Source organism: Pseudoflavonifractor sp. MSJ-30, from assembly GCF_018918045.1.
GTDB lineage: Bacteria > Bacillota > Clostridia > Oscillospirales > Oscillospiraceae > Faecousia.
On sequence record NZ_JAHLPU010000018.1, the window covers coordinates 93,661 to 117,476 of the forward strand.

General features: G+C 55.3%; 18 protein-coding genes and 1 other annotated feature (1 of these 19 running past the window's edge). Of the genes, 3 read left to right on the forward strand and 15 right to left on the reverse strand.

What is annotated here, in order from left to right:
- Positions 1-76: 76 nt before the first annotated feature.
- The 6 genes from ftsH to KQI10_RS02775 are packed head-to-tail and all read right to left on the reverse strand — an operon-like array spanning position 77 to position 7,584.
- Complete coding sequence (gene ftsH / locus KQI10_RS02750) at positions 77-1,954, reverse strand: ATP-dependent zinc metalloprotease FtsH (protein WP_253285076.1); 1,878 nt, start codon at positions 1,952-1,954, stop codon at positions 77-79.
- A 26-nt stretch (positions 1,955-1,980) separates the two neighbouring features.
- The gene (gene hpt, locus KQI10_RS02755) at positions 1,981-2,523 is read right to left on the reverse strand and encodes a hypoxanthine phosphoribosyltransferase (RefSeq protein ID WP_216565876.1); all 543 of its coding nucleotides are present in this window, start codon (positions 2,521-2,523) and stop codon (positions 1,981-1,983) included.
- A gap of 15 nt (positions 2,524-2,538) precedes the next feature.
- The gene (gene tilS / locus KQI10_RS02760) at positions 2,539-3,798 is read right to left on the reverse strand and encodes a tRNA lysidine(34) synthetase TilS (RefSeq protein ID WP_216565877.1); all 1,260 of its coding nucleotides are present in this window, start codon (positions 3,796-3,798) and stop codon (positions 2,539-2,541) included.
- Positions 3,788-5,125 carry a replicative DNA helicase gene (gene dnaB / locus KQI10_RS02765; RefSeq protein WP_216565878.1) on the reverse strand — a complete coding sequence of 446 codons (1,338 nt, stop codon included), beginning with the start codon at positions 5,123-5,125 and terminating at the stop codon, positions 3,788-3,790. The genes tilS and dnaB overlap by 11 nt, the downstream gene beginning before the upstream one ends.
- 31 nt (positions 5,126-5,156) lie before the next feature.
- Positions 5,157-5,603 carry a 50S ribosomal protein L9 gene (gene rplI, locus KQI10_RS02770; RefSeq protein ID WP_216565879.1) on the reverse strand — a complete coding sequence of 149 codons (447 nt, stop codon included), beginning with the start codon at positions 5,601-5,603 and terminating at the stop codon, positions 5,157-5,159.
- Between the two features lie 13 nt (positions 5,604-5,616).
- Positions 5,617-7,584, reverse strand: a complete 1,968-nt coding sequence (locus KQI10_RS02775) for a DHH family phosphoesterase (RefSeq protein WP_216565880.1) — start codon at positions 7,582-7,584, stop codon at positions 5,617-5,619.
- Between the two features lie 466 nt (positions 7,585-8,050).
- On the opposite strand from KQI10_RS02775, the gene KQI10_RS02780 reads away from it, so the two are divergent.
- Together KQI10_RS02780 and KQI10_RS02785 are read left to right on the forward strand one after the other, a co-directional pair.
- Entirely contained in the window at positions 8,051-9,706 is a 1,656-nt protein-coding gene (locus tag KQI10_RS02780; protein WP_216565881.1) for a ribonuclease J, read from the forward strand.
- A 49-nt stretch (positions 9,707-9,755) separates the two neighbouring features.
- Positions 9,756-10,700, forward strand: coding sequence for a tRNA-dihydrouridine synthase (locus KQI10_RS02785; protein WP_253285078.1), 945 nt, complete (start codon positions 9,756-9,758; stop codon positions 10,698-10,700).
- A 54-nt stretch (positions 10,701-10,754) separates the two neighbouring features.
- Here KQI10_RS02785 and KQI10_RS02790 read toward each other — a convergent pair whose 3' ends face one another.
- The 7 genes from KQI10_RS02790 to queA all read right to left on the reverse strand — a co-directional run bounded on the left by KQI10_RS02790 (position 10,755) and on the right by queA (position 20,668).
- Positions 10,755-12,440 (reverse strand): [FeFe] hydrogenase, group A, encoded by a 1,686-nt coding sequence (locus tag KQI10_RS02790; protein ID WP_216565882.1) that lies wholly within the window; start codon positions 12,438-12,440, stop codon positions 10,755-10,757.
- 12 nt (positions 12,441-12,452) lie between these two features.
- Positions 12,453-14,342, reverse strand: coding sequence for an NADH-ubiquinone oxidoreductase-F iron-sulfur binding region domain-containing protein (locus tag KQI10_RS02795; RefSeq protein WP_253285081.1), 1,890 nt, complete (start codon positions 14,340-14,342; stop codon positions 12,453-12,455).
- A complete protein-coding gene (locus KQI10_RS02800) occupies positions 14,339-14,815 on the reverse strand; it encodes an NAD(P)H-dependent oxidoreductase subunit E (protein ID WP_216565884.1) in 477 nt (158 codons plus the stop codon). The genes KQI10_RS02795 and KQI10_RS02800 overlap by 4 nt, the downstream gene beginning before the upstream one ends.
- Positions 14,816-15,093: 278 nt before the next feature.
- Entirely contained in the window at positions 15,094-16,998 is a 1,905-nt protein-coding gene (locus KQI10_RS02805) for an alpha-amylase family glycosyl hydrolase (protein ID WP_216565885.1), read from the reverse strand.
- Between the two features lie 93 nt (positions 16,999-17,091).
- Complete coding sequence (locus KQI10_RS02810; protein ID WP_216565886.1) at positions 17,092-18,351, reverse strand: cell wall hydrolase; 1,260 nt, start codon at positions 18,349-18,351, stop codon at positions 17,092-17,094.
- Positions 18,352-18,493: 142 nt separating this feature from the next.
- A complete protein-coding gene (gene tgt / locus KQI10_RS02815; protein WP_216565887.1) occupies positions 18,494-19,624 on the reverse strand; it encodes a tRNA guanosine(34) transglycosylase Tgt in 1,131 nt (376 codons plus the stop codon).
- Between the two features lie 3 nt (positions 19,625-19,627).
- Complete coding sequence (gene queA / locus KQI10_RS02820) at positions 19,628-20,668, reverse strand: tRNA preQ1(34) S-adenosylmethionine ribosyltransferase-isomerase QueA (RefSeq protein ID WP_216565888.1); 1,041 nt, start codon at positions 20,666-20,668, stop codon at positions 19,628-19,630.
- 105 nt (positions 20,669-20,773) lie between these two features.
- Between queA and dapA the strand changes: the two genes are divergently transcribed.
- Complete coding sequence (gene dapA, locus KQI10_RS02825; protein WP_216565889.1) at positions 20,774-21,640, forward strand: 4-hydroxy-tetrahydrodipicolinate synthase; 867 nt, start codon at positions 20,774-20,776, stop codon at positions 21,638-21,640.
- 42 nt (positions 21,641-21,682) lie between these two features.
- Here the strand turns inward: dapA and KQI10_RS02830 are convergent, their stop codons facing one another.
- Positions 21,683-22,312: an NUDIX hydrolase gene (locus KQI10_RS02830; protein WP_216565890.1), complete on the reverse strand. Its 630-nt coding sequence runs from the start codon at positions 22,310-22,312 to the stop codon at positions 21,683-21,685.
- A gap of 11 nt (positions 22,313-22,323) precedes the next feature.
- On the reverse strand, positions 22,324-23,547 hold the full coding sequence (gene tyrS / locus KQI10_RS02835) for a tyrosine--tRNA ligase (protein WP_216565891.1): 1,224 nt from the start codon (positions 23,545-23,547) through the stop codon (positions 22,324-22,326).
- A gap of 82 nt (positions 23,548-23,629) precedes the next feature.
- Positions 23,630-23,816: a binding site (T-box leader), on the reverse strand; it runs 50 nt beyond the window's last position.

The window sequence follows — 23,816 nt, forward strand, 5'->3', positions numbered from 1 at the left end:
CTTTTGATAGCTTTATTATAGCACTTTCTGTCAAGCGCGAAAAGCCCCGGCAGACTGGTCTGCCGGGGTGATGCAATCATTCGCTGTCTTCCTCGCCATAGCCATCGGTAAGCGCGGTAGCGGATGCCTCGGAAAGCTCTCTGCCCTCCATCATGTCCGCAAACTGCGCCCCGGTCATGGTCTCATGCTCCATAAGGTAGGATACCACCTGCTGCAGCTTGTCGCCGTCCTTTTCGAGAATGGCCTTGCAGTCTTCATAGGCCCGGTCGATAAGAGATTTGACCTCCTCATCAATGGTTCCGGCCACTTTCTCGGAGTAGCTCTTGGTATTCTGGTAGTCCCGGCCGATGAAGACCTCGCCGTCGTCCAGATAGGAGACTGTGCCCAGTTTTTCGCACATACCATAGCGGGCTACCATATCCTTTGCGAGCTTGGTCGCCCGGTCAATGTCGTTGGACGCACCCACGGAGATGTCGCCTACATACAGGGCCTCAGCCACACGGCCGCCCAGCAGACCCACGATCTGCTCATACATTTCGTTTCGGGTCAGGTTGGAGGAATCGTCCTTGGGCAGATACCAGGTAGCTCCCAGACTTCTGCCGCGGGGCACAATGGAAATCTGACGCACGGGGTCGTGGGAGGGCAGCCGGTACATAGCCACGGCGTGGCCCGCTTCGTGGATGGCGGTGGTCTTCAGATCCCGGCGGGACTGCACATGGCTCTTCTTGGCGGGACCCGCCACGATCTTCATCAGCGCCTCGTTGATGTCCTCCATATTCAGCACAGGCCGGTTCTCCCGGGCCGCCAGAATAGCGGCCTCATTCAGAAGATTGCTCAGATCCGCACCGGTAAAGCCGGAGGTTGCCCGGGCAATGGTGCGCAGATTGACAGAGGAATCCAGCTTCTTGTCTCTGGAATGGACCTTTAGAATCTCCTCACGGCCCTTTACATCCGGGGCGTTGACCTGAATCTGCCGGTCAAACCGTCCGGGTCGCAGCAAGGCAGGATCCAAAATATCCGGCCGGTTGGTGGCGGCAAGGACGATAATGCCCTCGGTATGGCCGAAGCCGTCCATCTCCACCAGCAGCTGGTTCAGGGTCTGCTCCTTTTCATCGTGGCCGCCGCCGAGACCTGTTCCGCGCTTGCGGCCCACGGCGTCGATCTCGTCAATGAAAATAATGGAAGGAGCCAGCTTCTTCGCCTGCTCAAACAGGTCGCGGACACGGCTGGCGCCCACGCCCACATACATTTCAACGAAATCAGATCCGGAAATGGAGAGAAACTGGACCCCCGCCTCTCCGGCTACTGCCCGGGCAAGCAGGGTCTTGCCGGTGCCCGGAGGACCTACCAGCAGAATGCCGTGGGGAATGCGCGCGCCGATGTCGGTAAATTTTTTTGGATTGCGAAGGAAGTCTACGATTTCCTCAAGCTCTTCTTTTTCCTCGTCCGCACCGGCAACGTCAGCGAAAGTCACTTTCTTTCCGTCCGGCACGCCCAGAACAGTTCTGGCTCTGCCGAAGTTTGCCATAGGATTATTGCCATTCATGCGGCCCATGATCAGGGTCCACAAAACCAGCAGAACCGCGCCCACAATCAGCAGCGGGAACACAATATCATAGGCTGTAAAACTCTTTGTGGGAATAAAATCATAGCTTTCCAGAATGCCCTTATCATGCTGTTGCTGGAAAAGGCTCTCATACTCGCTGCGGAACTGCTCCGGCTGGGCCAGATTGGTCCTGATCTCCGTGCGGCCGTTCACCGGGCTGCGCAGCTCCAGGGTAATGGTGTTGTCCTTCACCACAAAACTCTTGACCTGCTCCTGCTGAAACAGCTCCACGACCCTGGAATAGGGCACGGAGTCGGTGGTCCCGCTCATAAGGCCGCTGGCCCAGGAAAGAACCAGAAACAGAACCACCAGATACAGAATGGTTGGAATGAACTTACGATAATTCAATGCTGCAAAAACTCCTTATTTCTCGCTCAGGCCCCATAGGCCTCAGGTTTCAGAACGCCGATATAGGGCAGATTTCGGTAATGCTCGTTATAATCCAGGCCATAGCCCACCACAAACTCATTGGGGACAGTATAGCCAACATAGTCGGCCTTCAAAGTAATGCCGGGTTTCCGCCGCTCGGGCTTATCCAGGAAGGTGCAGATCTTCAGGGATGCGGGCTCCTTGGAAAGCAGATGACGATAGGTAAAATCCAGAGAGCTGCCGGTATCGTAGATATCCTCCAGAATCAATACATGGCGGCCCTTGATATCGGAACCGATATCCCGCTTCACCACCATATTGCCGGTGGAGGTCGTACCCGCATAGGAGGATATCCACATAAAGTCCATCTGACAGGGAGTCTTGATCTGCCGGATCATATCGGCATAGAAGACGACAACGCCCTTAAGGACACCAACAATAATGGGGTCCTTGCCCTGATAGTCCCGGGTCAGCTCCTCGCCCAGCTCCTGAATGCGCTGCCGAATCTGCTCCTCTGTGATCAGAACCTTCAAAATATCTTTTTCCATGATTTGACCTCCGTTTTATTCCTCTGTGAGAGTGACCCGCACCGCGGGAAGGGTTCCGGCGCAGAATCGAACGTCCGCACCCAGACCAAAAACCGCCAGCACTCCCCGGTCATCCGCCAGCACAGGGAGCTGTGCCCGGCGGGCTGCGGGGATCTTACGGTCGATATACATTTTTTTCAGGCTCTTCGTGCCGCCGGAAAGCCGCATTTCGTCCCCTGTCCGGCGGCTCCGAATAATCAGCGTCCCCTCCGGCTTCACCAAAAAGCTGTCCGGCTTTTCGTCCAAGTCAGCGGCTGCTTCGCAGGAAAAAAGAAGATTCCCGATTTGTGTTGTACCCGGAACAGCAAGCGCCGTCTCGGGAATCCCCGCCGTGTCTTCTATACGAACCAGCCTGCCATATTCCCGTCCGATGGTCACTCCGCCCGGGAACTGCATCCTTGCCGACGGTCTCCGGTGGAAGACAAGCTGCTCAGCCTGTAAAATATGGGACTGTTCCGGCTCTTTAACGCCGGAATGTTTGAGAAACCGTTCCAGCGCCCTTCTGCGGAGGGCTGGCTCCATGGCCCGCAGCTCCAAAACCTCCGGAAGTCTGTCCGGAATGTCTGCCTGCAGGCAGCTTTCATCCTGCCGCAGCAGCAGTGCCATGGAGGAAAGATTCTCTCCTATTTTGGGGTTCTCTGCCCGCAGAAGCGGCATGATCTCCCGGCGCACACGGTTGCGCAGAAACGCGTCTGAGCCGTTGGAGCTATCCTCCACGTGGGGCAAGGCATATTCTGCCAGGAATTTTTCCACTTCCGCCCGGGTGACTGTCAGCATAGGGCGAATCACATTCCCGCTGACCGGAGCAATGGCCCCCAGTCCTTTCAGGCCGGTACCGCGAATCATACGCATAAGCACCGTCTCGGCATTGTCGTCCGCCGTATGCGCGGTGGCGACTTTGCCGGGAAGCGCGCGCAAAAAAGCATACCTCGCGTCCCGGGCAGCAGCCTCCAGCCCTTTTTTTCCGGGGATGATCACCCCGCTGCCCACATGGAGCGGGATATCATAGCGACCGCAGAATTCTCGGACAAAATCCTCATCCCGATCCGACTCCTCCCCCCGAAGGTGATGGTTAAAATGGGCAGCCTCCAGCTCAATCTCCAGCTCGTCTTTCAACAGGTACAGGGCAAACAGCAGCGCAACGGAATCCGCGCCGCCGGATACCGCCGCCGTCACCCGGTCCCCCGGCGTGATCAGGGCGTATTCCCTGTTAAAGGCACGCAGTTTATTCAGCATGCTTCCACTCCCGATCCGCAAAGGACTGGTACTGACCCACCCACTGGAGCTTTACCGTACCGGTCTCGCCGTGACGGTTTTTTGCAACAATGCATTCCGCCGTACCCGTCTCCTCGGTGTTCGGATTATAATATTCGTCCCGATACAAAAACATAACGGAGTCCGCATCCTGCTCGATAGCGCCGGATTCTCGAAGGTCCGAAAGGATAGGCCGTTTATCCGTCCGGCTCTCCACCGCACGGGACAGCTGGCTCAGGCAGATCACAGGCACATTCAGTTCCTTTGCCATGATCTTCAAAGACCGGGAAATTTCGCCGACAACAACAACACGGTTCTCACTGTTCTTTCCGTAGCCGGAGCCCTGCATCAGCTGCAGATAGTCGATAATGATGAGGCCCAGGTTGTCCAGCCGGCGGCATTTTGCATTGATGTCGGCCACGGTGATGGTGGGATTGTCATCAATGCGAATATCCATCCGGCTCAGATCCGAAGCGCCCATGCAGATCTTATTCCACTCATCCTCGCTGAGCTTGCCGGTTGCCAGCTTCTGCATTTCCACATAGCTTTTATTGGCAAGCATACGCATGGCCAACTGCTCTCTGGACATTTCCAGGTTGAAAATGGCAACCGTTTTGTTATAGTTGCTGGCGACATTCACCCCGATATTCAGAGCAAACGCGGACTTACCCATAGCGGGACGGGCTGCGATCAGCAAAAGATCGGATTTGTTCAGTCCATTGATTTTGGTATCCAGGTCCCGCAGACCTGTGGACATACCCGCAATGGCGGAGTCGGACTTGGACAGCTCATTCAGGTGGTCGAAAACCCGATGCATGGTCGTTCCGATATGCTCCAGGCTATCGCCCCGCTCGCCCTTGCGCAGAGCGTAGATCTTTTTTTCAGCGGACTCCAGAATTTCTCCGGCAGTACCGGTCTGGTCATAGACCATCTCGGTAATATCCCCTGCCGCCTGGCCCAGGCCCCGGAGCATGGCCTTTTCCTGGACAATATTGGCATACCGCACGGCATTGGCAGCGGTAGGCGTAATTTCCATGAGCTGCTTCACATATTCCAGAGAATTCTCGTGGTAGTAGCCCAGCTCCTTCAGCTTGTCCAGAATGGTAATGGGGTCAATGGTCTCCGAGAAGTTGAACATGGTATAGACCGTTTCATAGATCTCCCGGTTCTGCTCCTGGTAGAAATCCTCCGGCTTCAGAATGCCGATAATATCCGAAATGCAGCGGCTGTCGATGAGAATAGAGCCGAGAACGGCCTGCTCCGCCTCCAGAGACTGGGGCTGCTGTCTGGCCATCAATTCTTCATCCATGGTCTCTCTCCTTTTTGCGGGTAGGGTTCTTTTAGATTTCCTCGATCTTGACCGTCAGAGGCGCGGTGATTTCATAGCCAAGCTTGCAGGTCACGGTATAGGTGCCCACATTTTTAATGGCGTCGTTGATCACAATCTTCCGCTTATCCAGAGCAATACCGGTCTTTGCCTTCAAAGCATCGGCAATTTCCTGATTGGTAACGGAGCCGAAGAGACGGCCGTTTCCGCCGCCCTTGGCGTTCACAACGACAGTCATCTCCCGCAGCTTCCGGGAAACCTCCATTGCCTCAGCCTTTTCCTTGGCAATGCGCTCCTGGGTGGCTTTATCGTTCATGCGCATGGTATTGACAGCATCGGCAGTGGCCTCAATGGCGATCTTTCTGGGCAGCATGTAGTTCCGGGCATAGCCGTCGGAAACCTCCAGCATCTGGCCCTTCTTGCCCTTTCCACGAACATCCTGCAACAAAATAACTTTCATTTTCTGATTCTCCTTATTCTTCATAGAAAGCGTCAATGGACGCGATCAGTTTGTCCAGTGCATCCTTTACGGTTACGCCCTGCATTTGCGCTCCGGCTGTGGCAGCGTTGCCGCCGCCGCCCAGAGGCTCCAGAATCATCTGCACATTGGCCGTGCCGATGCTGCGGGCGGAAATAATGGTCACGTCTCCATCGGGATACAGCACGAAAGAGGCGGTAATGCCGGAAATATTCAAAAGCTCATCGGCTGCCTGGGCGGCAAGGATCCGGTTTGTGGTCTGTTCCAGCGCCGCAATAGCCAGATCGTCCCGATAGAGCTTGGCCTCCTTGATGATCTGGTATTTCTCCAAAGTATCGTGGAAGTCATTTTGCAGAAGCAGCTTTACTTCTGTGGTATCCGCGCCTATGCGGCGCAGGACCGCGGCGGCCTCAAAGGTCCGTTCGCCGGTTCGGACGTTAAAGAACTTGGTGTCCAGGCAGATACCGGCCATCAGGCTCTTTGCCTCAATGGGCAGCACATCCCGGCTCTCCACGGCATAACTCACCAGTTCCGTCACCAGTTCGCAGGCGGAAGAAGCGTAGGTCTCGTGAAGGTTGACCACCACGGGATTGATATAATCCGCTGCCCGGCGGTGATGATCCACCACGCACACCTTGGAAATAGCCTCCAACAGGGGCTGGAACTCCACCTGATCCGGTCGGTTGGTATCCACGACGATCAGGATGCTCTTATTATCGCAAGCCAGCAGCGCGTCCTGACCGGACAGGAAGATATCCCGATATTCCGGTACGCCCCGCAGCTCGTCCAGCAGTCTTGGGCAGGCATTGTGCTCCAGATCAATAACAATGCTGGCCTTTTTCCCCTTCTTCCGGCACAGGCAATTAATGCCCACCGCCGCGCCAAGGGAATCCAGGTCCGCGTTTTTATGGCCCATGATGAATACATGGTCGCTCTGCGCGATCAGCTCCATCATGGAATTGGCGGTTACCCGGGAACGGACCTTGCTGCGGTACTCCGTCTCCTTGCTGCGGCCGCCGTAGAAATCAAAATTGAACCGATCCTTGATAACGGCCTGATCGCCGCCCCGGCTCAGGGCCATTTCAATACTCAGGGCCGCAAAGCTGTACCCCTCCTCAAAGTCCGCGCCGTCCACACCCAGGCCGATGGAAATGGAGGCAGCCAGGCCGGAAGGACTTTGGATCTTATGGATCTTCTCCAGCAAGGAGAACTTGTCCGCCTTGGCCCGGTCCAGGTCCCGCTTTTCAAAAATGAACAGAAAACGATTCCGCTCCAGACGGCGCAGAAGTCCCCGGTACTCTTCCGTCCACTGGGTAATGGTGTCGTTCAGGTTGGCGTTGAGCTTGGAAATGGCGCTCTCCGTCAGGTTCTGAGTCATCTCCTCGTAATTATCAATCAGAATAATGGCGACTACAGGGCGGGAACGAATGTATTCGTCCCGAATCTGGTACATCTCCGTCAGGTCGCTCAAATACAGCACACCCAGGCGGTTGTCGGATCCCCGCAGGATGCTGCCGTAGACCCGGTAGCGGCGGCCATTCAGGGTCACATCCCGAGGTGCTTCATTTTTTCCTTCGGTGAGAAAGTCCAGGGACGCACCCGGCAGAATATCCTCCAGTTTTTCATCCACCATGGCATTCAAGCCGCCGGTCAGCTTGGAAAAGCGAAAATTCTCCCAGGTAACGCTGCCGGTATCCATCTGCACCATGAGTGCGGGAAGCGGGCCATCCCCCTTGCAGGCACTTTCCAGTGTATCGGGATCCGATTGCAGGTACTGAGCAAGCATATGCTTCCGGTGATTCCGCTCCACCAGATAGAAAGTCAGGGTAAGCAAAGCAACAGCCAGTTCGCCAATGCCCAGCCAGGTATGCCCCGTCAGAAAGGACAGGGCACAGAAGCAGAAAAGTATGAAGAAATAGATGCCCTTTCCGGGCTTCAGCAACCGCTCCAGCTTTTTATCCATAGTCTGCTCCTTTCCGCTAGCCGCTTGACCGAATCCATAGGTTCATTTATTATAGCAAAAAGAGTACGCTCGCGCAACTGTTTTTCTGATCAAATTCGCCGTAAAAAAATGTTTACGAAAATAAATGTATACTTTTATCCGGGAGTGTGCTATACTATGCATCGAATTGCGCGGGTAGGCAGACCCGGCAGACAAATATAGACCGGCATTTGAAGGCCGCTGTGAAGAGCAGAGGTTCCGTTTCCGCCCCGCATACGCCCATGGGCACACAGGCGAGGGCAGGCAGAACACAACATTGCTTTTCGGTTATATATGTGGGCGCTGCCCGGAGAAAAACGAAGCGTTACAGGGCTTCCGATTCCCGGCTCGGCCGCTTTGTTTGCTATGTAATTTGATGGGAATCTCTGAATTGTTCAGGGTCCCCTTGTGTTCTATTTGTTATTTTTGAAAGGAGATTTCACACAAATTGGCTGAAAAACTGAAAATTATCCCTCTGGGTGGACTGGACGAAATCGGTAAAAACATCACCGTTTTGGAATATGGCAAGGATATGATCGTCGTGGACTGCGGCGTGGGCTTCCCGGATGAGGACATGTACGGCGTGGATCTGGTGATTCCCGACTTTTCCTATCTGGTGGCAAACCAGAAGAAACTGCGGGGTATGTTCATCACCCACGGCCACGAGGACCACATCGGCTCCATCCCCTACTGCATGAAACAGGTAAACTGCCCCATCCACGGCACCGCCATGACCAATGGTCTGATCAAGTTGAAGCTGGAGGAGCACCATCTGGCGGATTCCGTAAAGCTGATCACCCACAAGCCCGGTGACGTGGTCAAGGCCGGATGCTTCAGCGTGGAATTCATCCATGTAAACCACTCCATTGCCGACGCTGTAGCCTTTGCCATCAAAACCCCTGTGGGTACCGTGGTCATGACCGGTGACTTTAAGATCGACCCCACCTCCTCTGACGGCATGATGAACCTGGCCCGGCTGGGCGAGCTGGGCAATCAGGGCGTTCTGGCCCTGCTGGCCGACTCCACAAATGTGGAGCGCCAGGGCTATACCCCCAGCGAAAATGTTGTGGCCGAAAGTCTGGACCGGCAGTTCCGCAACTGCGACCAGCGCATCATCATCACCACCTTCGCCTCCAACATGCACCGCATCCAGAGCGTTATCTCCACCGCGCAGCGCTACGGCCGCAAGGTGGCCGTTACCGGGCGCAGCATGGAGAATATGCTGAAGGTCGCCCAGGAGCTGGGCTACCTGAAGGTCAAGCAGGGCACCATCGTGGACCTGAACACCATCAAGAGTATCCCCAAAAACAAGCTGGTCATTGTCTCCACCGGCTCCCAGGGTGAGAATATGTCCGCACTGTACCGGATGGCATTCTCCACCCACAAACAGGTGGACGTTACCTCCGGAGACCGGATCATCATCTCCGCTTCTGCCATTCCCGGAAACGAAAAGGCCATTTCCCGAATCATCAACGAGCTTTATCGGAAGGGTGCCGACGTGGTTTATGAAAAGAGCGAAGGGCTCCACGTCTCCGGCCACGCCTGCCAGGAGGAGCTGAAGATTATCCACGCTTTGGTCAAGCCCCGGTTCTTTATCCCTCTCCATGGTGAACAGCGGCATCTGCAAATCCACGCCAAGCTGGCCCAGTCTATGGGCATGAACCCCCGGAACATCCACATTGGTGAAATTGGCACCGTGTTCGAGTTCACCGGGAAGTCCTGCAAAGAAAACGGCTCCGTGCCTGCGGGCAAAGTCTTTGTGGACGGCACCGGTGTGGGCGACGTTGGCAGCGTGGTCCTGCGTGATCGGAAGCACCTGGCCCAGGACGGCATGATCGTTGTCTGCGTCAACCTGAGCAGCCAGGATGGCAGCGTGGTCTCCGGCCCGGACATCATCACCAGAGGCTTTATCTATGTAAAGGAATCCGAGGATCTGATGGAGGAACTGAAGACTGTGGCCATGGAGGCCATTGACCGCTGCCAGCGCAAGCGGGTAAGAGACTGGTCTGCCATTAAGTCCGCCATTAAAAACGACATCAGCGGCTACCTGTTTAAGACCACCAAGCGCAATCCCATGATCCTGCCTGTTATCATGGAAATCTGATTTTTCGGGAGCGGCCAGTTCTGCCGCTCCCGATTTTTTGTGAGGTTTTATGGAAATTTACTTTGCCCCCATGGAGGGGCTGACGGACAGCGTCTACCGCCGGGGGCATCATAAATATTTTCCCGGTGTGGACAAATACTATATGCCCTTCATCTCCCCCACGATCCACCGCAGCCTGACAGAACGGGAAGCCCGGGAGCTTCCTTACGCGGACACTGAATGCTTCACCGCCGTGCCCCAGCTGCTGACCAAAAACGCGGAGGATTTTCTTTGGGCCGCCCAACAGTGCGCGGACCGGGGCTATAAAGAAGTCAACCTGAATCTGGGCTGCCCTTCGGGAACGGTGTTCTCCAAGGGCAAAGGCTCCGGGATGCTGCGGGACCCGGACAGTCTGAAAAGGTTTCTGGATGAGATTTACGCCTCCGCTCCCCTGCCCATCTCTCTGAAGACACGACTTGGCGTGGAAGATCCCCGTGAATTTGAAACGCTGCTGGAGATTTACAATCGTTATCCCGTTTCTCTGCTGATTATTCATCCCCGGGTACGAAAGGCCTTTTATAACGGCACCGTGGATATGGTTCAGTTTGAAAAAGCCCTGGCGGAAAGCAAAAATCCCATCTGTTACAATGGAAATCTGTGTGCAAAGGAGGATATCCATTCCTTCTCCGCTGTGCATCCGGCCGTAGGCAGCGTCATGCTGGGCCGCGGCCTCATTGGCGATCCCGGCATGCTGTCGCCAAACGGTACGGATGCCAAGACACTGCTTGCTTTTTACGATGAACTGCTGGAACAGTATACCCGCCTCTTCGGCGGCCCAAGAAACGCCATGTTCCGCCTGAAAGAAAACTGGCGCTATCTTCTCTGCCGCTTTGAGAATGCGGAAAAGCTGGGGAAACGGCTGAAAAAATCCACGGATGTGAACGAATATCGGGCTATTACCCATGAGATCATCCTGAACTGCCCTATGCGGAAGCAACTGGCGCCAGACTGGTAGTTCAACCACAAACATAGCAACAGGGCGTGACCAAAGCGGTCACGCCCTTGAAATTTATTTGGGATTATGCAGCAGCTCGTGGGCCTTACCCTTGAAATAACCGTTGTAGAACACATCCATCAGGGGGTTCTCATCGGACTTCCGCAGGATACGGTCTTTATCTGCTTTGTAAAGGCCCTTGGCCCGGGCAGCCTTGTGTCTGGGACCGGCAGGGATGGGCTGTCCGCCGCCCATGATGCAGCCCCGGCGGCAAGCCATGACCTCGATCAGGTGGTACTCTTTCTCTCCGGACTTCACCTGCTCCATGACCTTCCGGGCGTTGGCAAGACCGGAGACCACGCAAATCTTGACGTCCATCCCATTATAGGGAATGGTGGCTTCCTTGATGCCCTCGTCGCCGCGGATGCCGCTGGCGGCAATGGCGTTCAGGGTAGCGGCATTGTGGTCATCCGCCAGACGGCGCAGAACAGCTTCGGTAACACCGCCGGTGACGCCAAAAATCACACCGCCGCCGGAACTCAGACCGAAGGGCATATCGCATGCCTCCGGCTCGATCTTGTCAAAGGCAATGCCGAAGTTCTTGATCATCCGGGTCAGTTCCGTAGTGGTCAGGACCACGTCCGTGTCCTGCTCGCCCTTGGTGAAGGAGTTGGGCCGAATGGCCTCCATCTTCTTGGCGGTGCAGGGCATAATGGACACAACAAAGGTCTTTTTGCCGCCGGAATTGGCGGGGTCACGGTAGTAATCCTTAATGACCGCGGAGAACATTCCCTGGGGAGACCGGCAGGTCGATACATTTTCCTTCATTTCCGGGAATTCGTTGTCCACGAATTTCACCCAGGCGGGACAGCAGGAGGTCAAAAGCGGCAGCTTTCCGCCGTTTTTCACCCGGTCCAGGAACTCGGCGGATTCTTCCATAACCGTCAGGTCCGCGGAATAGCTGGTGTCAAACACCTCGTCAAAGCCCATGGCATGGAGCGATGCAACCACCTTGCCCATGGCGTTTTCACCGTTGGGCAGGCCAAAGGCATCACCCACCGCCACCCGAACGGCGGGGGCGATCTGGGCAACGACCCGGGTATTGGGGTCACCCAGAGCGGCGTAAACCTCGTCCATGTGGGTGCGGATGGTCAGAGCGCCGGTGGGGCAGAATACACGGCACTGGCCGCAGCTGACACACTGAGTTTCGGACAGCTTCTTGTTGAAAGCAGGGGTTACCTCTGCCTCGGTGCCACGGTGGGCAAAGCCCAGAACGCCGACGCCCTGGACTTCCGAGCAGACCCGGACACAGTTGCCGCAGAGGATGCACTTATTGGGGTCCCGGACAATGGCGGGAGAGCTGTAGTCTACGGGCTTCAGTTCCTTGTAGTCCTGGAAGCGGACCTCCCGGATGCCCATTTTATGGGCCAGGTCCTGCAAGACGCACTCGCCGGACTTGACGCAGGTGGTGCAGTCCCGGCAGTGGGCAGCCAGCAGCAGCTCCACAATCAGCTTCCGGTGGCGGCGCAGACGCTCCGTATGGGTATAGATGACCATACCGTCTCTCGGCTCCTCGGAACAGGAGGCGAAGCACTGGCCCCGGTCATTCTCCACGGTACACAGGCGGCAAGCGCCAAAGGTGCTCAGCTCCGAATGGTAGCACAGCGTCGGCATATCAATGCCGGCCTTGCGGATAATGGTCAGAACGTTTTTCTCATCGGTGAATTCAACTTTTTTCCCGTTAATCGTAATGGTTCCCATGACTGCCCCTCCTTACGCTTCTACATAGATGGCATCAAAGGCGCAGTTTTCCTTACAGGCGCCGCACTTGATGCAGACGGTGGGATCGATATGATAAGGATTCTTGACCTTGCCGGAGATGGCGTTCACAGGACAGTTCCGGGCGCACTTGCCACAGCCCTTACAGAAATCAGGATTGATGACATATTTGCGCAGAGCGGTACAGACCTTGGCCCGGCACTTCTTATCCACGATATGCTCAATATACTCATCCCGGAAGGTGCTGAGGGTAGAAATAACGGGAAGAGGCGCGGACTTTCCAAGGCCGCACAGGGCCATGGTCTTGACCATGGTTGCCAGTTCTTCCAGCTTGTCCAGGTCTTCCAGTTCACCCTGGCCGTTGACGATCTTCTCCAGGATTTCCAGCATCCGCTTGGTACCCTCCCGGCAGGGAACGCACTTGCCGCAGCTTTCCCGCTGGGTAAAGGACATGAAGAAACGGGCCACTTCAACCATACAGGTATGCTCATCCATGACCACCATGCCGCCGGAGCCTACAATGGCGTTGAACTTCTTCACGGAGTCAAAGTCCAGAGGCTCGTCCAGGTGCTGCTCGGTCAGACAGCCGCCGGAGGGGCCGCCGATCTGGACCGCCTTAAAAGTTGCGCCGTTTTTCAGGCCGCCGCCAATGTCAAAAATGATTTCCCGGAGGGTAGAACCCATGGGAACTTCAATCAGGCCCGTATTCTCAATGGCACCGGTCAAGGAGAAGGTCTTGGTGCCGGGGCTTCCGGCAGTACCGATGGAGCGATACCAATCCGCACCCTGGAGGATGATCTTGGGCACGTTGGCATAGGTTTCTACGTTGTTCAGCACCGTGGGACGCTCCCACAGACCCTTTTCAACGGTTCTGGGAGGCTTCACACGGGGCATACCACGGTTGCCTTCGATGGATGCGGTCAGCGCGGAGCCTTCACCGCAGACAAAGGCACCGGCACCCCGGTTGATGTGCAGATGGAAGGAGAAGTCATATCCAAGGATATTGTCACCCAGCAGTCCCCGCTCTTCCAACAGCGCAATGGCATGGCGCAGACGGGCAACGGACATGGGATATTCGGCACGGACATAGATATAACCGTCAGAGGAGCGGACCGCGTATCCGGCGATCATCATGCCCTCGATCAGCTTAAAGGGGTCGCCTTCCATAACGGAGCCGTCCATAAAGGCACCGGGGTCACCCTCGTCACCGTTGCAGACCACATAGCGGATGGGGTCTTTCTGCCGGGCCACCTGCTTCCACTTCTTGCCGGCGGGGAAACCGCCGCCGCCACGGCCACGGAGTCCGGACTTATCGATTTCTTCAATGACCTCATCCCTGTCCATCTGGAACATGGCCTTTTCCAGGGCCTTAAATCCGCCGGAGGCCAGATATTCATCCAGAGACTCGGCGTCCAGCTTGCCGCAGTTTTCCAGAACGATGCGGGTCTGCTTGGCGATAAAGGGGATCTCCTCAGGGCCGACGTACTTCTTTTCACCCTTATGGTACAGCAGCCGCTCGATCACATCGCCGCCCAGAATGGTCTTTTCATAGATTTCCTTGCAGTCCTCCGGCTGGACCTTCACGTACTGGACCATCTTGTCGCCCTTCTGGATGCGCACCAGAGGGCCAAGCTCACAGAAGCCCTGGCAGCCGGTCTTTTTCACGCCGATATTGGGCCGGTCATGGTCATCATGGGGTGCAAAGACCAGATCGATTTCAGGGTTATCCGCAATCAGATCTTCCAGCAGCTTGTGGATCTTATCAGAACCGGTGGCAATACAGCCGGTACCGGAGCAAACCAGCACGCGGCAATCGTAGCCGTTCAATTCCGCAACGGCTTTTTCCCTTTCACGGGACAGATCTTCAATATTCTGGATCATCAGCCTTTACCTCTCAATTCCGCAATCAGTGCCAGGGCCTTTTCCGGTGTCATGGCCGGATAGACCTGCTCGTTGACCATCATGGTAGGTGCCAAACCGCAGGCACCCAGACAGGAAACCGTTTCCACCGTAAACATCATGTCATCGGTGGTGTGCTTCTTTTTGCTCAGGCCCAGTTCTTTCCAAAGGGCCTCCAGAACCGGGGTGGAGTGGCGCACATGGCAAGCCGTGCCGTCACATACCTTAATGACATATTTACCCTTGGCTTCAAAAGAAAAGTTTTCGTAGAAAGTAGCAACACTGTAAGCTTTTGTCTCGGTAATTCCGATCTGCTTTGCAATGTAGGCGAGGAGTTCACCGGGCAGGTAGCGATATTCCGCCTGAACGTCCTGCATGATGGGGATCAATGCCTTGGCCTCTCTGCCGTAGTGGGCAATGATCTCATCCGTCTTCCGGTAGTAGGATTCATCCAGCATAGTTTATTCCTCCTTTGATGTAGGCAGGCTCATTATATCAGAATAAACATTTTTTTGCAACAAACAGAGGCCGTAATTGTATATTCAGACAGTTTTTTGTGCAAAGCGCATTGATTCTGTACAGAAAATTCTCTCATAAAATTAGCGCAAGCTAACTACTTTGCCTGTCAATTGGAAACAATTGACAAAAATTACGCCGCACTATCGGCAATTCTGTCCATAGTGCGGCATGTTATGAATTCCTGTATTATCGTCTGCTTATGCAGCAGGCGTTTTCATCATTTCAATTTGCAGGAAAACAGATAGACGGCGTGGGGTTCCATATGCAGATCGATTGCGTTCAGTCCTTCACGCTGCCAATGCAAAACGCTTCCCAGCAAGTCCTTTTCCCCTGCCGGTTCGGCCGCTCCTACCGCCCCAAGAGGCAGGCGAACGGTCTGCGCTGTATCAGACTTGGAGATCACGCCGACAATCACGTCTTCCCCCGTAAATCGGGCAATGGCAAAGGTATCTTCCCGGGCATACAGGAACTTCATACCGCCAAGGCGCAGGGCCGGGTGTTCCTTTTTGAGCGCGCACAGGGCATGATACAGCCGATAATGCGCGCATCCCCGGAAGTCCTTCCCCCAGGGCATGGGATAGCGGCAGCCCTCATTGGAATCAATAGTGCCGTCAATTTCCGCCTCGTCCCCATAGTAAATGGAGGCGGCACCCGTGAGCAGGAACTGGAAGCAGGCCGCTCCCTTAAAATCCGCCTGCGAGATCTCCGGATTGTTGTGCAGTCGAGGGGTATCATGACTGTCGAACAGGTTGAACTGTGTCTCCCACAGGGCAAACGGCAGCTTGGCCAGATGCTGCATGACCCGCGCCTGGAGGTCCTGCGCCGTCATATGGCAGCGCACAGCCTTTAATTCAGGAATTCGGGACATGAACAGATCCGGCTCCCCATAAAAGGAGCGGATGACCCGGCCGCACCCATAGTAATTCATGGGGGAATCCCACTCCGCGCCCTGCAAATACTGGGCGCAGTCTCCCCAGTCCTCCGCCAGGATATAGGCCTGGGGATTCTCCTGTTTGATGCTCTTCCGGATTTCCGGCCACAACTCATGAGAAAGCTGCACCTCCCCGTTCCGCGCGAACACATCAGCCACGTCAAACCGCCAGCCGTCAATGTTATAGGGCGGCTTCAACCATTTTTTCAGAACACTGTCAGGACCGCGGTATACGACTTCCCGCAGGGAATCGGAGGTATAGTTCAATGTCGGCATGGAGGGCAGATCCCACCAGCCGTGGTAATGGTTGTCTTTGTCAAAGAAGTAGTAGCCCCGTTCCACGGAATCCGGGTTATTATAGGCGCCTTCCGTTTTGGGGAAATAGATACCATCCTTATTGAACCACCGATGGGCCGTGCCGGTGTGGTTGATGGAGATATCCAGAATCAGCTTCATGCCGTTTTCATGGAGCGCTTTGCTCAGCTCCGCCAGCGCTTCATCCCCGCCGAAATGGGGGTCCACATGGAAATAATCCAGGCAGTCGTATTTGTGGCAGGAGGGTGCGTAGAAAACCGGGTTCAGATATACCGCGGTGACGCCCAGTTCTTTCAGGTACGGAATTTTTTCCCGGATGCCCCGGAGGTCACCGCCGTAGAAATCCATGCAATGGCCCTGCTCATAGGTCAGCGGCGTATCGTCCCAGTGCTCCATGCGAATGGAGGAATAGCCGTCCTGCGTGTACTCCCCTGTCTTTACGTCGTTGCCTGGGTCCCCGTTGCAGAAGCGCTCCGGGAAAATCTGATAAAACACGGCATTCTTCACCCAAGTGGGCTGGACATAGTCTGTAAGCAGCACAAAGTCATAGGTATGCTCCGGAAGATAGGTGGTAATCTCCTTCTGCGTGTAGAAATAAATACAGTCCGCACAGGCAATGTAAAAATGGTATTGGGTCCGACGCTCAATAATCGGCAGCTCGCAGGCCCAATAAACAAGACCATGCGCTTCTTTTTCCCGATGCATAGGGACTTTCAGTTCTCCGCCATTGGGAACAGAACGCAGATAAACATACTTTACCGGGGCATCCTCATACATTCGCAGACGCACCGTGACAGTTTCCCCAATCTTTGGGGACGGATTTGAAACAAATTCCGCTGAGCCATCAGAATAGACGCTTTCGAGCCAGTTTTCCATAGTACCTCTCCGTTCGTTTTTCTTTTATTCTACACACTTACGGCAGCGATTGCAAGACAGAAAATGAGCGCCGCAAACGCGGCGCTCATGGAATCATTTGGTAAGGGCATCCGGATGGGAATCTTTATAATGCCACGGGTAGCAGAAGATATGCCCGCCAATGGTGCCCCATTTGCTGTCCGTGGTGCGCACTGTTCCATAGAAGGTCACTTCTATCGGCAGAACATAGGGACCGTACAATGCCCTGTCAATGGCCTCATACTGGGCCTGGCTGGGCTTTGCCGTGAGAATCAGCCGATGGGGCACAAACTGGCTTTCATCATTAATCATATTCGTGATGGAATTCCCGAAGTCACCGGACACCAGACGGTTCAGAACGACCTCAGCAATGGCCTGCTGCCCTTCCTCGCTCTCCCCTCTGGCTTCCACATAGATAAGCTTCGCCAGGAGCTTGGTCTCCTCGTCGGTCAGCTTCAGAGAACCATAACGGGGTTCCACATACTCCCGAACGGGTTCCTTGTAGACAAAGGGCTCCTCAGGCATCTTACTGGGGTCAAAAATAAATGCGCCGTCATAGCCCCAGCAAATCTCGTCTGTGCCGAAGCCATTCTCAAAGCGATCCTTTAGCCGCCAGCTGTTGCGGTTATAGGTGGAAGGGTCGTAAACCTCAATCTTGCCGTCCTCGTTAAACCCCTTCAGCAGAATGAAATGCTGGGCCTTGGTGAAGAGCGAACGTCCATTCATCAGCTGAATGACGATCTTGCCCTCCCGCAGAGCCTCCTTGACATAGTCGTAGTTTTCCGCTTCCGTCATTGGAAGCTGCAGCTCCTTCGCCATAAGGCGGATACGATCCACATTGTTTTCGGCTTTGCCGCCGAACCAGCGGGCCAGCTCGTCAGGATAGTACTGGTGGCCGGTCAGATACGTCGCTACCACTGCCATACAGCAGACGCTGCAGCCGTTGTCCTTGATGGTGCCCGTACCGTACATAACATCCGCGTATTCATCCAGAGTATAGTCCGGGAAGAAATGCTCATGGCTTTCCTCCGCCGAAACTGTTTCCTCCGACTCGGCGGACACCTCCGCATCCTCGCTGGCTGCCTCGGTACTCTCAGCAGATGTCTCCGTGGTCTCGGATGCCTCCGCGGTCTCGGATGCCTCCGCGGTCTCGGATGCCTCCGCGGTCTCGGCTGCCGCCTCCGTGCTCTCGTTGGATGTTTCGTTGCTTTTTGTATCTTCTTTCTCTGCCGCCGCAAAAAAAGGAACCGTCTGCAGCAACAGCAGCGCCGCCAGAAAGACCGAAAACATCCTCGGCATCCGCGGTCCGATATAATCATGGGAAAAGATGCCCATAGTGCCTCCCTTTTCCAATCAGCGCCCACAGCCGGGCACGGGAAAACTTTCATGTAACAGCGTGATTATACCATGAAGTCCCAGCCTTTTCAACCGGCGTTGCAAAAACTTAAGATTCCAAAAGTTTAAGTTTTCCTTATGCTCAAATTCTTCTGTTCAGCTTTTCCGAATACTCTGCCCGGAAGTCGCCGAAGGAACCGGCATCCAGGGAATCCCGGATTCGCTGCATAAGATTGTTATAAAAATACAGATTATGCATAACGCAAAGACGCATAGCCAACATCTCCTCCGCCACGAACAGATGACGAATATAAGCCCTGGAATAGCGCCTGCACACCGGACAGCCGCACTGAGGATCGATGGGACTGTCGTCCAGCTGGTATTTGGCGTTTTTCAGGTTGATGGCGCCCTCCCAGGTAAAAAGCCGGGCATGCCGGGCGTTCCGGGCAGGCATCACGCAGTCGAAGAAGTCCACGCCCCGGGCAACGGCCTCAATAATATTGGTGGGGGTACCCACACCCATGAGATACCGGGTCCGGTCTGCCGGCATAAACGGCTCTACGGCATCGATGATGTCATACATCTCCTGGGCTGTCTCCCCTACCGCCAGGCCGCCGATGGCATAGCCCGGCAGGTCCAGCTCCGCAATGCGCTTCATATGCTCCACACGAATATCGGCATAGGTACCGCCCTGGTTGATGCCCCACAGCATCTGTTGAGGATTCACTGTATCGGGCAGGCTGTTCAGACGGGCATTCTCTGCCTTGCAGCGGACCAGCCAGCGGTAGGTTCTGTCCACGCTTTTTTGCACATAATCCCGGGGAGAAGGATTTTCAATGCACTCGTCAAAGGCCATGCAGATGTCGCTGCCCAGGTTGGACTGGATCTGCATACTCTCCTCCGGTCCCATAAAAATCTTATGGCCGTCAATATGAGAGGCGAAGTAGACGCCCTCCTCCTTGATTTTCCGCAGGGATGCCAGGCTGAATACCTGGAATCCGCCGGAGTCCGTCAGGATAGGGCCGTCCCAGGTCATAAATTTGTGCAGCCCCCCCATCTGCCGCACCACCTGGTCCGTAGGCCGCAGATGCAGATGGTAGGTATTGCTCAGTTCCACCTGGCAGCCGATATTCTTCAGGTCCTCGGCACTGAGGGCGCCTTTAATGGCCCCCTGCGTCCCCACATTCATAAACACCGGGGTCTGCACCGTACCATGGGCGCAGGTAAACACACCCCGCCGGGCTTTACCCTCGGTTTTCAGGAGTTCAAACATAGATTACCTCTTTCCCTCAATATCCCCGATATACATGGCATCCCCAAAGCTGAAAAACCGATAGCGGTTCTCCACGGCAATTTTGTAGGCGTTCAGCACATGCTCCCTTCCGGCAAAAGCAGAGACCAGCATAACCAGTGTGCTTTCCGGCAAATGGAAGTTTGTAATCAATGCGTCCATAGCCTTGAACTGATACCCCGGGTAGATGAATATATCCGTCCAGCGGGACTTGGCCTCAAAGCTGCCGTCGTCATTCACCAGGGATTCCAGTGTCCGGCAGGAGGTGGTGCCGACGCAAACAATGCGCCCACCTGCGGCCTTCGTCTCGTTGAGGAGCTTCGCGGTCTGCTCGTTCATCATGCAAAGCTCGCTGTGCATGTGGTGTTCCAGAACATCCTCCGCTTTTACGGGACGGAAAGTTCCCAGACCAACATGCAGTGTAACAAAAGCTGTTTTCACACCCTTCGCCCGAATCCTCTCCAGAAGCTCCTGGGTCATATGCAAGCCGGCGGTTGGGGCGGCAGCGGAACCAAGCTCCCGGGAATAGACGGTCTGATAGCGCTCCTGATCCTGAAGCTCCTCTTTGATATAGGGCGGCAATGGCATTTTGCCCAGACGCTCCAGCACCTCCAGGAAGATACCCTCATAGTGGAATTCCACCACACGGTTGCCGTCCTCCTGAACTTCCTTCACCGTAGCGGTCAGTTCGCCGTTTCCGAAGATCACCTCGCTGCCGGGCTGCATCTTCTTGCCGGGCTTGCACAGGCACTCCCAGCATTTGTCCCCCATATCCCGCAGCAGCAGAACTTCAACAGCGCCGCCTGTAGGGCGGTGGCCCAGAAGCCTGGCAGGCAGGACACGGGAATCATTCATAACAAGGCAATCGCCGGGGTTTAAGTAGTCGATAATATCATAAAAATGCCTGTGCTCCACATCCCCGGTCACCCGGTCCAGGGTCATGAGCCGCGAAGCATCCCGCTTTTCCAGCGGGGTCTGAGCAATCAGTTCCTCCGGCAGATCATAGTAAAAATCATGGGTTTTCAATGGTATTTCCTCCGAAATGTAGTTCTTAATAGTATAGCCCATTTTCGCCCATTTTGCAACAGGCAAAAGAGCGCTCCCGGGCATAGACTGCACGGGAGGGATTCTATGAAAAAGCCGATTTTCACAGGAGCCTGTACGGCTCTGGTCACACCGTTTCTTAAGGAAAAAATCAACACTCCTATGCTGCGGCAGCTGATCCGGCGGCAGCTCAACGCCGGAATAGACGCTCTGGTCATTTGCGGCACCACAGGAGAATCCGCCGCGCTTTCTGACGCGGAAAAGCTGGAGCTGTTCCGTGTTTCCCGGGATACCATCCCGGAAAACGTAGCCTTTATGGCCGGAACCGGCTCCAACGATACGGCCCATGCCGTTGCCCTGAGCCAGGCAGCGGAGGACTGCGGAGCAGATGCCTTACTGGTGGTCAGTCCATACTACAATAAGGGCACCGAAGATGGCCTGTACAGGCACTACGCCTCCATTGCGGACAGCGTACATATTCCGCTGATCCTCTACAACGTTCCGGGCCGTACAGGACTGGATATGCCCGTTTCTCTCTACCGGAAGCTATCGGAATTGCCAAATGTTCTGGGTGTAAAGGAGGCCGGCACCGATATCCGCAAAATTGCAAAAATTCGGCAGGTCTGTCCCCCGGATTTCTTTGTCTGGTGCGGTAATGACGATCTGGCCGTGCCAGCGATGGCCCTGGGAGCGCTGGGGGTTATCTCTGTTGTCTCCAATGTGGAGCCGGAGTTGACCCGGGCCATGGTCCGGGCCGCCCTGGACGGAGACTTCGACACCGCCGTGGATTTGCAGCTGAGGCTGTATCCTTTGATCGAGGCTCTGTTCCTGGAAGTCAACCCGGCGCCTGTCAAAGCGGCAATGGAGTTCATCGGCTATGACTGCGGCGACTGCCGCCTCCCGGTGGGCAACGTCAGCGAGGCTACGCGGGCAAGGCTTCAGGCGCTTTTGTAAAACATACAGCGGGGCATGCCGAAATTGACATGCCCCGCGTTTTTAATCAAACAATGTTGGTGCCTGAGGGTTCCGGAGAGCGTCAAAACACATCCTGATTTGCTCCCGTGTGCATTTCTCCACGGCCAGGTTCTCCGGCAGCTCGTCTTCGCCGAAAAGGGCCGTCTTCGTGGTTTCGATGTTGCGCTGAAATTCTCCGCCCTCATACCGGCAAAGGACAAAAATTTTTATGACTCCATAGGCATAATTGGTCACATTATGCTTCCGCCAGTCCTGCACAGCGATCAGCCGCTGCGCCGTCACCGCACAGCCGGTTTCCTCCAATACTTCCTTGATTGCATTGGAAGCCACGGACTGGTCCACATCGCACCATCCTCCCGGCAGAGACCAGGTACCGTTATTTTCATGGACAAGCAGGATTTTCTCCCCCAGAAATACGGCCGCTCTGGTATCGATCTTCGGCGTTTGATAGCCTGTCTCATTGCAGAACAAATTCCGGATCCGGCCCGTTGGAATATCCGTTTTCAGAGATACCATTTCCGCGGCGATCTGCCGCAGTGCCTCGTACCGTTCTCTGTCATATTCATCCTTGCCATATTGCAAACCCGCCTGCGCGATACTCTGGATACGGATGGCAAACGCAAGCCACTGATCGTTCATCCCCTGATCCATAAATACCTTTTTTACTTCAGGATCGCTTTATGGAAGACCTTCTTGCCCTTGCGCAGCTTCACACCCTCCCGGAGCATCTCCCGGGTGACTTCAAACTTCACATCGGTGATCTTCTCATCGTTGACGGAAACGCCGCCCCCCGCCACGTTCTTCCGGGCATCGCCGTTGGAAGTGGCCAGCTTGCAGGCCACCATCAGGCTCAACAGGCCAATCTTCCCCTCCGTCAGCTGGTCTTCAGTGATTTCGGTAGTGGGGATATTGGCGTCATCTCCGCCGTCGGTAAACAGAGCCTTGGCGGCAGCCTGAGCCTTATCGGCCTCTTCCTCGCCGTGAACGAGCTTGGTCAGCTCATAGGCCAGGATCTCCTTGGCTTCATTGATCTTGGAATCCTTCCAGGAATCCATCTCATCGATCTGCTCCAGAGGCAGGAAGGTCAGCATGCGGATGCACTTCATCACGTCCGCATCGTCCACATTCCGCCAGTACTGGTAGAACTCGTAGGGGCTGGTCTTGTTGGGGTCGAGCCACACCGCGCCCTTGGCGGTCTTACCCATCTTCTTGCCCTCGGAATTGAGCAGCAGGGTGATGGTCATGGCGTGGGCATCCTTGCCCAGCTTTCGGCGGATCAGCTCGGTGCCGCCCAGCATATTGCTCCACTGGTCGTTGCCGCCAAACTGCATGTTGCAGCCGTAGTGCTGGAACAGGTAGTAGAAGTCGTAGGACTGCATGGGCATATAGTTGAACTCCAGGAAGCTCAGGCCCTTTTCCATGCGCTGCTTGAAGCACTCGGCCCGCAGCATATTGTTCACGGAGAAGCAGGCGCCGATGTCCCGGATAAAATCGATGTAGTTCAGGTTCAGCAGCCAGTCCGCATTGTTGACCATCTGGGCCTTGCCCTCGCCAAACTCAATGAACCGCTCCATCTGCTTTTTGAAGCAGGCGCAGTTATGGTCGATGGTCTCCTTGGTCATCATGGAGCGCATATCGGTACGGCCGGAAGGGTCTCCGATCATAGCCGTGCCGCCGCCGATCAGGGCAATGGGCTTATTGCCCGCCATCTGCAGCCGCTTCATAAGGCACAGAGCCATAAAATGGCCCACATGGAGGGAATCGGCAGTGGGATCAAAGCCGATGTAGAAGGTAGCCTTGCCGTTGTCCACCATCTCCCGGATTTCTTCCTCATTGGTCACCTGCGCGATCAGCCCACGGGCAACCAGCTCGTCATAGACTTTCATGTTTCATTTTCCTTTCCTGTGTGAATTATTACGAATTCAGCCAGAGAAGCTGCAAAAAGCGCCCTCTGCCTGAAATGAACAGACAGAGGGCGCTGTGAAGCGCGGTACCACCTCAGTTTGGAGACGCCTCACGACGGTCTCCCTCATGCCGCCCCGCAGGCGGCGACGCTGTATCGGGCGCACCCGTCCTTCCCTACTGCTTCTTCAGGAAGGCCGCTCCGGGAGGTATGTTCCGCAAAGACTTCTGCCGCCTTGCACCCTCCGGCGGC

Coding starts and splice junctions, on each gene's coding strand:
- KQI10_RS02775 (WP_216565880.1), bottom strand. CDS start 7,584: ATGGATAAAAAGCTGGAGCGGTTGCTGAAGCCCGGAAAGGGCATCTAT.
- tilS (WP_216565877.1), bottom strand. CDS start 3,798: ATGCTGAATAAACTGCGTGCCTTTAACAGGGAATACGCCCTGATCACG.
- KQI10_RS02790 (WP_216565882.1), bottom strand. CDS start 12,440: ATGGGAACCATTACGATTAACGGGAAAAAAGTTGAATTCACCGATGAG.
- dnaB (WP_216565878.1), bottom strand. CDS start 5,125: ATGGATGAAGAATTGATGGCCAGACAGCAGCCCCAGTCTCTGGAGGCG.
- hpt (WP_216565876.1), bottom strand. CDS start 2,523: ATGGAAAAAGATATTTTGAAGGTTCTGATCACAGAGGAGCAGATTCGG.
- KQI10_RS02830 (WP_216565890.1), bottom strand. CDS start 22,312: ATGGATCAGGGGATGAACGATCAGTGGCTTGCGTTTGCCATCCGTATC.
- KQI10_RS02805 (WP_216565885.1), bottom strand. CDS start 16,998: ATGGAAAACTGGCTCGAAAGCGTCTATTCTGATGGCTCAGCGGAATTT.
- KQI10_RS02800 (WP_216565884.1), bottom strand. CDS start 14,815: ATGCTGGATGAATCCTACTACCGGAAGACGGATGAGATCATTGCCCAC.
- dapA (WP_216565889.1), top strand. CDS start 20,774: ATGAAAAAGCCGATTTTCACAGGAGCCTGTACGGCTCTGGTCACACCG.
- KQI10_RS02785 (WP_253285078.1), top strand. CDS start 9,756: ATGGAAATTTACTTTGCCCCCATGGAGGGGCTGACGGACAGCGTCTAC.
- KQI10_RS02810 (WP_216565886.1), bottom strand. CDS start 18,351: ATGGGCATCTTTTCCCATGATTATATCGGACCGCGGATGCCGAGGATG.
- tyrS (WP_216565891.1), bottom strand. CDS start 23,547: ATGAAAGTCTATGACGAGCTGGTTGCCCGTGGGCTGATCGCGCAGGTG.
- rplI (WP_216565879.1), bottom strand. CDS start 5,603: ATGAAAGTTATTTTGTTGCAGGATGTTCGTGGAAAGGGCAAGAAGGGC.
- tgt (WP_216565887.1), bottom strand. CDS start 19,624: ATGTTTGAACTCCTGAAAACCGAGGGTAAAGCCCGGCGGGGTGTGTTT.